Source organism: Sphingobacterium faecale, assembly GCF_016746095.1.
Classification (GTDB): domain Bacteria; phylum Bacteroidota; class Bacteroidia; order Sphingobacteriales; family Sphingobacteriaceae; genus Sphingobacterium; species Sphingobacterium faecale.
In genome coordinates, this window is the sequence record NZ_JAERTY010000008.1 from 185,084 (window position 1) to 198,676 (window position 13,593).

Below are 13,593 nucleotides of genomic sequence, written 5' to 3' on the forward strand. Positions count from 1 at the left end.
TACTCCTATTGGTGTTCTTATTCTTAGGAACACATACAGTGTTCGCTCAAGTGGAAACTACGAAATCTACCGGTACTACTATACAGGATACGGTATTAACGACCAAGGATACAACAATAAATCATCTCAAAGTGGCAAGCGGTAAAGATACCGTGGTTATGAAAGGAGAAAGTGGTCTGGAGACTGTCGTTACTATTGTGGCCAATGACTCTTCTTGGAATGAGGTCAGCAAAAATATTATTCATTTGTATAAAGGGGCAAAAGTAAAATATCAAGAATTTGAGCTTGCTGCTGACTATATCCGTTTGGATCGCAATACGAACATACTTTTTGCTAGTGGGGTCATAGATCATAACGACAAGTATGTAGGGCGTCCAGTAGTATTGTTTCCCAATGATACGCCTAAGGCTGTGGATTCGCTGCGTTATAATTATAAGACACAAGAGGGAAAGACTTTCGGGATTATGACGGAGGTCGATGGCGGTTTTATTCAGGCTCGGGTATTACGGAAAAACCTCTATGATGAGATGTCTATTTTTAAAGGCTTGTATAGTACCTGTGATCTTCCTGAACCGCATACCCACTTCGGTATACATATCACCAAAGGGTTGGTCACTGATAAGCAGATTATAGCCGGGCCTTCGTATTTAGTGGTGCAAAATATTCCCCTCAAGTTTATAGCATTGCCTTTCGGGTTTTTTCCTAAGCAGGATAAAAAATCTTCAGGGTTTTTATTCCCTTCTTTTGGGGATGATGTCGCTAGAGGTTTTGGTCTGCGCGATTTGGGGTGGTACCTTACGTTTAATGATTATTGGGATTCGGAACTTCGAGGAAGTTTTTACTCCAAAGGTTCATGGGACGCTTCAGTACGTACTAATTATTTGGTAAATTATAAATATAGTGGTGGCTTTAATATTCGCTTTGCATCCACTAAGGTGGGTACAGAGGGTGCTAGCAACTACGGTAGTAATAAGGACTTTAACGTCACGTGGAACCATACACAGCGTCAAGAGGCAAATCCAGGGACTTCTTTTTCGGCCTCGGTCAATTTTGGTACGTCTTCTTATTTCCAGAATACAGGTGCAAATAGTACTTATGATTATGATCAGCTGACCCGAAATAATATGTCATCGTCGATAAGTTACGGAAAGGTCTTTGCAGATGGAAAAGTCAACTTTACGTCTAGTTTGAGTCACCGACAGGATATGGCTTCAGGTAAGGTTGATTTGGAATTGCCTACCTTCGCCTTAAATGTTTCGACATTTAATCCGTTTGACTCAAAGGATCGCGTCGGTGAGCAGAAATGGTACCAACGGATTACCGTAGGGTATAGTTTGCAAGGGAGAAACTCGATTTCTACGGGCGACTCAGTGCTTTTCAAAAAGGAGGCCCTAAAGCAGTTTACGAACGGGTTCCAGCATAATATACCGGTAAGCTTGAGCTTGAACGCATTCAAATATTTCCAGTTTAATACGTCGATGAACTATACGGAACGTTGGTATCTACAAACTATCCGAAAGGGATTGGATAATGAAATAAACGGTTATATTGATGTTCGGGATACGGTGTCTGGCTTTAGAAGGGCGTATGACTATTCGTTTTCGAGTGGACTATCGACTAAAGTATATGGTATGATGCATCCCAAGATAGGGAAGATAGAGGCTGTCCGGCACGTGGTCACACCTTCTGTTAATTTTAACTATAGACCCGATTTCTCTGATCCGAAATTCGGCTTCTATAAATCTTTTATAGATGAAAATGGTCGCTTGTCAGAATATTCGATCTTCGATGGAGCCATTTTTGGAGGACCTTCTTCTGGGCGTTCGATGGGGATTGGTTTTTCAGTAGATAATAATATTGAGGCTAAAATTAGAACGGAGAATGATAGTACCGGAAAGGGTACTAAAAAAATCCCTATTCTACAGGGGTTAACTTTTAGTGGGAACTATAATTTTGCTGCCGATTCGCTCAAACTTTCCACGATCAGTTTTTCGGGGAGGACTACGCTTTTTAAGGAAAAAATCAATTTGAACTTCAATGGTTCATTGGATCCCTATGAGCTCGATTATAGAGGACAACGTATCGATCGGTTCACCATCGAAAATGGTAAACTAGCCCGGTTAACGAATTTTGGGCTTTCCTTTGACTATAGTTTTAATCCTGATGCGTCAAAGAGTCGTAATGGAAATATTGACTCGATGCGTAACAGTATGCCGAATATGACAAAAGAACAATCGGAAGCTCTGTCACGTATAAGTAGAGATCCTAATGCTTTTGTTGATTTTAATATCCCTTGGAATCTGGCTGGATCATTTAGTTTTCAGCATTTCAAGCGCTTTGATCAAGAGATAAGAAAAGAACGTAGTGACTATTCAGCGACACTCAGTCTACATGGTGATGTAAATGTAACTCCGAAATGGAAGATACAGTTTAACTCGGGCTATGACTTTAAGCAGAAGGAGGTTTCTATGACACGTTTCTCCATCTATCGGGATCTGCACTGTTGGGATATGTCTGTGGGCTGGGTTCCGTTTGGACGTTATCAGAGTTATAATATTACGATCAGAGCAAAGGCTTCTGTCTTGCAGGATTTGAAGCTGACAAAGCGCAATAGCCATTATACTTATTAAAATAAAGCTATAGCGGTGATATAACTTTATTACTTTATTGTAACCATGAAAGCTGAAATTATAACCATTGGTGATGAAATACTGCTTGGTCAAGTGGTCGATACCAATTCGGCCTGGCTCGGCCAACTTTTAGATTCCTTACATATCGCTGTTCATCAAATCTCTTCGATTTCGGATAGTAGGGAAGCTATATCGCATGCTTTGAACGAAGCTGCCAACCGCTCGGATCTTATCTTTGTGACGGGTGGACTTGGCCCGACAAAGGACGATGTAACCAAAGAAACTATTGCTTCTTTTTTTCAGAGTAAATTGATCCGGGACGAACGTGTCCTGGAGCATGTCAAATCTATTTTTGAAAAGTACGGAAATGGGCGTGTCATGCCAGACATGAATTACGGACAGGCAGATGTGTTAGCCTGCTGTGAGGTCTTGTTCAATGACGTCGGTACCGCACCTGGAATGTGGGTCGAATATCAGGGGCGGTGTTTTGTGTTTTTACCCGGCGTTCCTTTTGAGATGAAGTTTCTCATGGAGAAAAGGGTTATTCCAAGACTGTCTGGGTACCGCGCTGAGATGGTGATATATCACGCGCATGTTATTACTATGGGGATCGGTGAATCCTATTTAGCGGAGCTTATCGCTGATATAGAAGCTGAATTACCCAATCATATTCGCTTGGCTTATTTACCTAAACTTGGTACCGTACGACTTCGTCTGTCTGCTGTTGGTAAAGACGAGTCTGTATTAAAGAAAGAGACAGATGGCTTTGCACGACGTATAGCTATCCGTACAGGGGAATACCTTGTTGCTGAAAAAGATGTCACGATCGAAGAGGCAATTGTTGAGCGGTTCACTGAAGATCATATCCGCCTGGCTATTGCAGAAAGCTGTACAGGCGGACTTTTGGCAGGTTCGATTACTGCAGTACCGGGGGCTAGTGGAATGTTTGATTGTGGCATAGTCGCTTATCATAATCGAATCAAGCACGAAGTGCTGAGTGTAGAAGAAGCTGTGCTTATCGAATTTGGTGCTGTCAGTGAACAGACAGTCATTCAAATGGCGGAAGGGGTGAAATTATTAGGTGGAGCGACCTATGCTATTGCAACAAGTGGAATAGCTGGACCGACGGGGGGGACCGTAGATAAACCTGTTGGTACGGTTTGGATCGCTGTGAGTGGACCTTATGAAACTGTAAGCCAATTATTCCATTTTAGAAATGATAGACAAGTAAATATCGAACGTAGTATGGCACAGGCTTTGAATATGTTGTGGAAATTGTATAAGAAGGATAGTTCTAAATAGCAGAATATAATTCTATATTATCAATTATTCTAAATATTATATCTTGTTTTTAGGGATTTCATTCGTAATTCTTTAACTTAGTGCGATAAAATACAAAATAATTATGGGAATATTCAGATTGGTACTTCCAAAAATGGGAGAGAGTGTTTCTGAGGCGACTTTAACTAAATGGGTGAAGGCTGTTGGTGATCGGATTGACGAGGATGATACAGTGGTCGAAGTAGCTACCGATAAGGTGGATTCAGAAGTTCCCTCGCCTGTCGAAGGTGTACTAAAAGAAATTCTATTTAAAGAAGGGCAAGTTGCACAGGTCGGTGATGTGATCGCCTTATTAGAGGTGGAAGGGGCTAGTGATATAGAAGGATCCGCAACCCGCATATCTACTGATATAGTTGTAGAGGAGGAATCAAAAGATACACCGTCTATTCCTGGATTAGATGTGTTGGAGCAATCTAAGGTAGCTGCCGTAACCGAAGATTCATATTCTTCTGATGGACGCTTCTATTCTCCGCTGGTTCGAAGTATTGCTCAGCAAGAAAACATATCGTTAGAAGAACTGGCAGGCCTTAAGGGATCAGGATCTGATGGTAGAGTAACGAAGCAGGATGTTTTGAATTATGTGAGCAAAAGATCTGCTATTCCATCTACTGCTATTCCTCCTGTTGTTAAAAGCGCAGATAAGCCAGTTTCTGCTGCTCCGGCGCAGGTGGTGAAAGTATCTAATGGAGATGAAGTTATAGAGATGGATCGGATGCGGCGTTTGATTGCTGATCATATGGTCAATAGCATACGTACATCACCACACGTATTTTCAGTGGTTGAAGCGGATGTTACGCATTTGGTAACTTGGAGAAATAAAGTAAAAGATAGTTTCAAGAAAAGAGAAGGAGAGAATATTACCTTCACGCCTTTGATTATCGAGGCTATAACAAAGGCTTTGAAAGATTTTCCTATGATCAATGTATCGGTTGATGGGCATAATATTATTAAAAGGAAACATATTAATATCGGAATGGCCGCCGCGTTGCCTTCGGGTAATCTGATTGTTCCTGTGATTAAAGATGCCGATCAATTAAGTTTGGTTGGATTGAGTAAGGCTGTCAATGATCTGGCTAGTCGTGCGCGCGGCAATCAATTGAAGCCTGACGATACTCAAGGTGGTACGTTTACGTTTACCAATATTGGAGCTTTCGGTAATATTTTTGGTATGCCGATTATTAATCAGCCTCAAGCGGCAATATTGGCCGTAGGAACTATCACTAAGAAGCCTGCTGTTTTAGAGACAGTTGATGGAGATGTGATCGCTATCCGTCATATGATGTATCTAACGATGTCGTATGATCATCGGGTTATTGATGGGGCGCTAGGTGGCACATTTCTAAAAAGGGTAGGTGATTACCTGGAAAATTGGGATAAAGATCGGGAGATATAAATTATACAAGAAAAAGCCTATGCGTGAGCATAGGCTTTTTCTTGTATAGGCCTTGAATAATTGGTATATTTCGGTTGTTAAATATATATCCATCCTATGGAAACAATAAAGCCATTTGTTGATTTTGCTTTAAGTTGGTATTGGGTTCCTCTGTTGATCCTTTATGTGGGAGTTATCAGTGCCATTTTAATTGAGAACCGAAATCCAACTAAAACAATTGCTTGGATTTTAGTGATTATATTTATTCCTTTTTTAGGTTTGATCTTATATTATTTTTTTGGACAGAAGTTTGTTAAAGTCCAAAAAATGAAGAAAATAAATAAGCAGCAATCGCAACGCTTAGAAAAGCAATGGGAATTATTAGATCCTGTGATGGAGTCATTTATTCGGAATATTCATGATGAAATCGGGGATCTGTCTAAGGTGTTCCGGTTGATGAAACGGGAGAGGTTGTCTTCGCCAACGTTGGATAATGATGTGCGATTACTGGTCAACGGGGAGGAAAAGTTTTCTGCGCTGAAAGAGGATTTAAAAAAGGCTAAGCATTCTATTCACATGGAATACTATATTTTTCAACCGGATCACGTAGGCTTGGAAATTTTAAAGATCTTGGAGGAAAAAGCGATGGAAGGTATTGTTGTTCGGTTGATCGTTGATAGCTTTGGCTCGCCTGATCTGGTGAAATATATGCGTCGCTCAAAGGGTTCACGAATAGATTTTCACCCCTTTCTTCCCGTGACATTTACTTCTTTGGCTAACTCTAATTATCGAAATCACCGTAAGATTGTAGTGATTGATGGCATGATTGGGTATATCGGTGGTATCAATATATCGGATAGATATAGTAATACCTCAGCAAATAGAAAAGCTGCTTATTGGCGGGATATTTCTTTACGTATTGAGGGATTAGCAATTAATATGCTACAGATAAATTTTTGGAGTTCTTGGAATCAGACGGACGGTGACCCCTTTTTATTGGAAGATGGTTATCTACATATGATAAGAGTAAGTAAAGATACGATTGGTGATGCCGGTGTTGGGTTTGTCTCCAGTGATCCGGCTTCTGTAGGGCCGTATAATATGGAGGCTATGTTGATTGCTATTGGAGAAGCTAACCAACATATACGATTATGTACACCGTACTACATTCCTAGTGAAGAGTTGGAACGGGCATTGATTGTAGCTGCAGCTTCTGGGGTAAAGGTCGAACTGATGATACCTGCGACTTCGGACTCTTATTTTGTACAACACGCATCATTTTCTTTTCTGAAGCCTCTGCTCGAGCGTGGTGTGGATGTCTTACTGTATAAAAAGGGATTTTTACATGCTAAAACAATGACAGTAGACGGCAAAATGACATTTGTTGGCACGGTCAACCTGGACATTAGAAGTTTTTATATTAATTATGAAATAGCAGCAGTTGTTTCTGATACCTCTTTGTGTGTACAAGCGGAAAAGTTGTTTGACTCGGATAAGTTGGATTGTGATGTATTGACTCTTGAGGATTGGCTGAACCGGCCACGTTGGAAGCGAGGGGTGGATTCAGTATGCCGGCTTATGGCTCCCTTATTATAGATATATCTGAAAATGTGTTAAATTGTCTCGTTATTTAGAGGTTTTTCGACGGATAAATGCAAAAATATCTATCTTTAGCTAAACATGCTTTGATGGAACCGGAGTGCCGGTTTAAGATAATTATTACATGAAAAAGATATATTCTATTTATTCCGTATTCTTATTGCTTTTATTTGTTCAGATATTGCAGGCGCAGGAAGTGCCTAAAATCCCTATCAATACGGTTGTCGATCGTGTGCAGAAGTATTTTGGGGTATACCCTTTGGAAAAAGTTCACGTTCATTTCGATAAGCCTTATTACGCCGTGGGGGATACCCTATGGTTTAAAACTTATCTTTATCACAACCCTGTAGCCTATGATCCTAGCAAGATTACTTATGTGGATATTATAAATGGCCGGGACTCTCTGATCCAGACTTTACGTATTCCTTTAAAGAATAATTCGGGGTCGGGATATTTTGTTTTGGACCCTCAGGTGGTCAAACAGGATAACTATCGTTTTAGGGCGTATACAAAATGGATGATGAACTTTGATGTGGGATATTTCTATAATAAGGTCATCACAGTGGGAGATGCTATTAATAAAAAGCTTGCTTCTGAGATCAGCTATCAGCCGGAAGGTAATAAAACGAAAGCAACAATTCAGTTTAGGGATTCCAAGGGAGCTTTGTTGAGCAAGAAGAAAGTGACTTGGGAAGCGATAGATGGCTGGGATCCTTTTGACAAAGGTAAATCGGAAACGGATGATATGGGAAGAGTAACCCTTTCTTTTTCTTCTAAAGACAAGGAGATGCTGAAGAAAGGACGCCTGATCGTAAAAGTTGATGGGGAGTCTTCATTAGTCGGTGATTTCCCACTGAGGAATGCCTTGGCAGAAATGCTGGATGTGCAGTTTTTTCCAGAAGGAGGAGATTTGTTGGCTGGGGTCGCCAAGAACGTAGCTTTTAAGGCTGTTGATACGGATGGAAAGGGAGTGAAAGTGAAGGGGAAAATTATCGATAGCAAGAAGAAAATGGTGGTTGAATTTGCTGACCTAGGTCTAGGTATGGGACAATTTAACTTGCTGCCGCTAGCAGGAGAAAGTTATAAGGCTGTTGTTTCTGCCGATGGTCGAGGCGAGAAAACTTTTGATTTGCCGGCGGTACAGGCTGAAGGTATAAATGTGGTGGTCACTAAAGTGGAGGAAGATGCTATACAGGTGGGTTTGGTAACTAGCGACAGTTATTTTCCAAAAGTCGAAAATCAACCTTTTTATATCTTTGGACAAATGAACGGACAACTTATTTATGGTGCTCAAGCGACGATGAAAAATGCGAGCCTGGCATTGTCTGTACCTGCGAAGGAATTGCCAAACGGTATTATTCAGTTTACGCTGATGAGCCCACAAGGGAAGGCTTTGAGTGAACGACTGGTGTTTTATAGCTTTGCTGAAGACCTGAACATTCAGGTAAAAACGGATAAAGCTGATTATGCCAAGAAAGAAAAGGTGAAGCTAGATATAAACAACATGACGTCGGAGAAACTGGTGAGCTCTTTATCGATTGCTGTAATCGATGAAACAAAAGTTCCTTATGATGATCACCAGGAAAATGGAATATGGAGTAGTCTTTTGTTGACATCGGATTTAATGGGGTACATTGAGAAACCTGGTTATTATTTTGATAAAGAAGTGACGAATAGGAAGGAAGCGCTTGATGCATTATTGATGACTCAGGGATTCCGTCGTTTTAGTTACGATGACTTGGTGGCCGAAAAGTACCCGCAGGTTAATTTTATGCCTGAACAAGGGATAACCATAGCAGGGACATTACGTCTGAATACAGGTAAGCCTTATCCGAACGGTGGGCTGTTGTTGTCAATACCTGCACGTGCATTACGCAAAGATGCCTATACCGATAAAGATGGACGTTTTGTTTTCCCGGATTTAAATTTTCCGGATTCGGTTAAGGTAACGGTAAATGCCCGTAGTAATGATAATTACAGGAATCTGGTTATCAATTTGGATCAGTCGTACTATCCCGATGTGGATAATAATAATCCGTACAAAGCTAATGATATACTCAATATTGATAAGCAGATGGAGGAATATCTCGCTAACAGTAAGAATGAATTCAGAACATCTAATCTCATCGACGAGGTTACAGTGACGGCTTCGCGTAAGGAAGTACGTACGAGTAAGGAGTTTTCGGCATTATCTGGACTTTCTATGGCGGATCATCGGGTTGAGGGAGACCGTCTGAGTGGTTGCAATGTGTTGACTATGTGTTTGAATACATTGTTAACAGGAGTAACTTATGATAGTCAGACTTTGAAGTACTATCTGACCCGTAGTTATAATCAAGGTAGCCGGATTCCTGTACAGTTTTTCTTGAACGGAATGCCTATTGATGAGAATACGCTTAACTCTATTGTCCCAGCGGAGATCGAGGCCATTGAGATTTTTAATAGAGACGATCTAGGAACGGTCAGCCGTTTGTATCAGAATGACGGGGTTGTATCTATTATAACCAAGAAAGAAAAACCAAAAGGGCCGCGTATGACATTAGCACAGATCGAAGCTTTGCTTCCAAAATCGAATGTTGTGGATCTGTATCCTTTGGGATATATTAAGGAACGTAAGTTCTACACACCAAAGTACGATACAGATCAGAGTAGGTCGACAAATGATTATAGAACTACGGTATATTGGAATCCGGATGTGGTGGTGGACGAGACAGGGACGGTAAGTCTGGATTATTTCAACGCTGATGGTAATGGTAGATATAAGGTTGTCGTAGAAGGCATAGATAATGCTGGGCGTATCGGAAGGACTGTATATTATTATAATGTGAAATAAGTAAACAAGGTGTCTGAAAAGGCACTTTTTTTTTCTAAGCCCCCCGGAACTTAGCCATAATCTTCTGATCAAAGAGGTTGAGAAAGACGCCTATCAATATTATGGTAATAGCAATAATACTCATGGTGTTGAAGCTTTCATCAAATAAAAAAAAGCCAAAACCTAGCGCATAAATGACACCTAGGTAATTAAGGCTAGCCACCTTGGCAAGATTGGCTGTTTGGTAAGATAGTGTCATGTAATATTGTGCTAACTGGGTGAATATACCGATCAGTAGCAGGTAAAACCAGTCTATACCGACGGGGGGAACCCAATCGTAAAGGGAGTAAATTGCCGCTACAGGTATTGTCAGCAGTGGAAAGTAAAAAATAATGACAAGTGGATGCTCCTCATTTTTAGCTCTGGCAATCATGTTGTAAGCTAGCCCTGCAAAGAAGGCTGCGCCTAGACCGATGATAAGATCTAAGGTGCTTATCCGAAAGTCAAAGCCCTTTAGCAGTATGACGCCGGTGATGGAGATTGCGAAATATAAAAACTGTACGGCCCTCACTTTTTGTTTGACAATGAATATTCCTAGTATAGCTGTGAAAAATGGAGAAAGGTAATTGATGGTGACAGCTGACGCTAGTGGAATATGCTGTAACGTATAAAATGAACCAATTAAGCCGAGACAGCCTGCTATGCCTCGTAGTGTTAGTGTTCCTATCTTGTTTCCTAAGGGGGGAATATTGTTTTTTCGTAGTAGGTAGTACGTTACCACAAGGCTGAATACGGACCGGAACAAGACGACTTCTAGCGTAGGGAGATGAGAGACATACTTGACACATACGTTCATAATAGCGAAGAAGCACCCCGCTAGAAGCATGTATTGAATACTTTTATCCTGTACCTTCAATTATATAGAATTCTGTTTTTTTCGTGAGGTATTTTGATTTTCTTTACTTGGGTCTATCTCTAGTTCTGTTTGTTTGATAAGTACAGCAAAGGATGCTGGTGTGACCCCCTTTCCATATCGTATAGCGTATTCCTTGGTGAACTCAGCGCCAAAGTATAGTATGGCTGCGGAATAATAGACCCATGCCAGAAGGATGATAATAGACCCCGCAGCACCATAAGCTGTTGCGGTAGCATTGACCGAGAGATACAGTGAAATTCCGTATTTTCCGATCATGAATAATATAGTGGTAAAAATAGAGCCTCCAAGTATGTCTCGGAAACGTACTTTGGCATCCGGTAAAAATGCAAAGATAAAGCCAAATAGTACGGCTATGACGATAAAAGTGATCCCTGAGTTGATCCAGCCAAGTAACTGGATATCCCAATCGCCTAATAAGTTTCCTATATGACGTGCTAGAATTCCTATTACGCTGCTGATAAGTAGCGATGCCATCAGGAGGAAACTCAGCCCTAATATCATGGAAAACGATATTAAACGGTTTATGATTAGTTTTAACCAGCCTTTTTTTGGTTTGACTTTAATTTTCCATATGGTATTGATGGAGTTTTGGATGTCTACGAAAATAGTGGTTGCGGTTACGATTAAAGTAGAGATACCGATGACGAGTCCAATACTGGACTTATTTTCAAAAGAAATCTTCTGGACAGCACTTTCGAGTAATTTGGAGATATCGGGACCTAGTAAATCCGTTAGCTCGGACATTACGGTGTTTTGCGCCCCGTCCGGTCCTTCAAGGTGATTGCCGTATAGAAATCCTAAGGCCCAAACGAGTATAATCAGTAAAGGGCCTATGGAAAAAACGGTGTAGTAGGCGAGCGAGGCACTAAGCTTCATGCAATTGTCGTCTATGAAACCATTTCCAGCATCAATTAATAGACGGCCGAAACCATTTAACTTTTTTACTAACGTATTTTTTTCTTTTGTTTCCTCCGTATTATTCTGCATAGATACCTTTAATCGTCGTGTCAAATTTTTGTAGTATCACTTTTCTCTTCAACGATAGTTTTGGTGTCAATTCACCGCTGTCTATAGTCCATTCTGTAGGAAGCAATACGAATTTTTTAATTTGTTCCCAATGGCCAAAGTTAGCATTTGCTTTGTTAACTTCCTGCTGATACTTTTCTAAAATCTGTGGAGTCTCGATTATCTTTTCTTTGGACTCGTAGGGTATTCCTTTAAACTTACAGTATTTTTCTAGTTCTTCGAATGCCGGCACGATCAGTGCGGAAGGGAAGCGTTGATTTTCTCCGATAACCATAACTTGGGCAATCAAGGTGGATTCCATCAATTTATTCTCTAATACCTGAGGTGCGACATATTTACCACCCGCGGTCTTGAACATTTCCTTTTTTCGGTCGGTAATACGTAAGAAACCGTCTGATGTGAGTTCACCGATATCACCCGTGTGAAAATAATGCTGCTCGTCGATTGCTTCTTTGGTCGCTTCGTCGTTTTTATAATAACCTGTAGATATGGAAGGTCCTTTTACAAGTATCTCTCCATCTTCAGCAATTTTGACATCGAGATTTTTTAATACACGTCCTACGGATCCAAATTTGACATCTTTGGGATCCCAAGAATTGACGGCAATAACCGGAGAGGTTTCTGTAAGTCCATAACCTTCAAGCACTTTGATTCCGGCGGCCCAGAAAACGCGAGCGAGCCTCTCCTGTAGTGCGGCTCCGCCTGAAATAATAAATTTAATATGGCCACCAAGGGCTTCTTGCCATTTCGAAAAGATCAGTTTTCTGGCGATGCCTAATTTAAAATTATAAAAAGCTGAATTCAGTGCCGGTTCTTTATATTCGTGACCAAGATTAACGGCCCAAAAAAACAGTGCCTTTTTAATACCGGTTAATGCTTTCCCTTTTTCAATAACTTTGTCGTAAACTTTTTCTAAAACACGTGGAACCGTAGTAAAAACCTGAGGTTGTACTTCATTGATGTCTACAACGATATTGTCGAGGTTTTCGGCATAATAAATATGTACACCATTCGATATATACAGGTATACGACCATTCGTTCGAATATATGGCAGAGGGGGAGAAAACTTAAAGCCTTGGTAATGTCATCAGTTAATAGGTGGGTACAGGCTTGCACATTACTGATGATATTGTGATGGGTAAGACATACACCCTTGGGTTTGCCTGTAGTGCCCGAAGTGTAGATCAGGGTAAGGAGATCTTCTGGGGTGACGGCGTCATTATATGGTGTAAGGTCGATTGTTTGCTTTTTGCCCTCTTCAACCAGCTCATAGTAGTTTTTAAAACCTGTAAGATCATCAAATGTATAGATGTCTATCGTTAAATTGTTTTCTTCGAGTACCTTGTTTACCTTTTCTGTAAGTTCTTGGTTGCTTACAAATATCAATTTGACATCTGCATCATTGATGATATAGGAGAGGTCCTGAGCCGAAAGGGTGGGATACAGGGGGACCAATGCTACACCGATCTGATTACATGCAAAGTCGATTATATTCCATTCGGGTCTATTTCCCGACATTAATGCAATACGGTCTCCTTTTTTGAAACCTTTGGCGAGAATTGCCTTGCTAAGGCTGTCGACAAGTTCTATTATTTCATCTTTTTTGTACTTTTTCCAACCGTTTGTATCTCGTTTAGCAAGTAATAGTTCGCGACCCGCTGTAGGGAAGTCTTTTTTTATATAATCAAATAGTCTGGTTACACTGCTCATGATTTTGTTGTTTTTGATGTTTACAAATGGGTATGAGCCCTAAACTGTGGCTTCTATAAATATAGTGAATCACAGTGAACTATTGAAATCAAAAATGGTGAAATAGGTGTTTGTGATATACCTATTTTGATTTTTATACGTTATAAACTATAAAACTTAGACCGG

Annotated in this window: 8 protein-coding genes; 5 read left to right on the forward strand and 3 right to left on the reverse strand. The window is 40.6% G+C overall.

The window, feature by feature from the left end; all coding sequences use genetic code 11:
- Window positions 1-50: 50 nt before the first annotated feature.
- From JKG61_RS14670 to JKG61_RS14690, 5 genes are all read left to right on the forward strand, one after another.
- On the forward strand, window positions 51-2,630 hold the full coding sequence (locus tag JKG61_RS14670; protein WP_317192410.1) for a putative LPS assembly protein LptD: 2,580 nt from the start codon (window positions 51-53) through the stop codon (window positions 2,628-2,630).
- Window positions 2,631-2,675: 45 nt separating this feature from the next.
- Window positions 2,676-3,932 (forward strand): competence/damage-inducible protein A, encoded by a 1,257-nt coding sequence (locus JKG61_RS14675; RefSeq protein ID WP_202103705.1) that lies wholly within the window; start codon window positions 2,676-2,678, stop codon window positions 3,930-3,932.
- A gap of 103 nt (window positions 3,933-4,035) precedes the next feature.
- Window positions 4,036-5,364: a dihydrolipoamide acetyltransferase family protein gene (locus JKG61_RS14680; protein WP_202103706.1), complete on the forward strand. Its 1,329-nt coding sequence runs from the start codon at window positions 4,036-4,038 to the stop codon at window positions 5,362-5,364.
- Between the two features lie 96 nt (window positions 5,365-5,460).
- On the forward strand, window positions 5,461-6,939 hold the full coding sequence (cls, locus tag JKG61_RS14685; protein ID WP_202103707.1) for a cardiolipin synthase: 1,479 nt from the start codon (window positions 5,461-5,463) through the stop codon (window positions 6,937-6,939).
- 127 nt (window positions 6,940-7,066) lie between these two features.
- Window positions 7,067-9,775 (forward strand): carboxypeptidase-like regulatory domain-containing protein, encoded by a 2,709-nt coding sequence (locus JKG61_RS14690; RefSeq protein ID WP_202103708.1) that lies wholly within the window; start codon window positions 7,067-7,069, stop codon window positions 9,773-9,775.
- A gap of 34 nt (window positions 9,776-9,809) precedes the next feature.
- Here JKG61_RS14690 and JKG61_RS14695 read toward each other — a convergent pair whose 3' ends face one another.
- Genes JKG61_RS14695 through JKG61_RS14705 form a run of 3 tightly spaced genes read right to left on the reverse strand, consistent with a single transcriptional unit; the run spans window position 9,810 to window position 13,428 of the window.
- Window positions 9,810-10,670, reverse strand: a complete 861-nt coding sequence (locus tag JKG61_RS14695) for a DMT family transporter (RefSeq protein WP_202103709.1) — start codon at window positions 10,668-10,670, stop codon at window positions 9,810-9,812.
- On the reverse strand, window positions 10,671-11,678 hold the full coding sequence (locus JKG61_RS14700; RefSeq protein WP_202103710.1) for a YihY/virulence factor BrkB family protein: 1,008 nt from the start codon (window positions 11,676-11,678) through the stop codon (window positions 10,671-10,673).
- Window positions 11,668-13,428: an AMP-dependent synthetase/ligase gene (locus JKG61_RS14705; RefSeq protein ID WP_202103711.1), complete on the reverse strand. Its 1,761-nt coding sequence runs from the start codon at window positions 13,426-13,428 to the stop codon at window positions 11,668-11,670. Before JKG61_RS14705 ends, JKG61_RS14700 begins: the two co-directional genes overlap by 11 nt.
- Window positions 13,429-13,593: the final 165 nt, after the last annotated feature.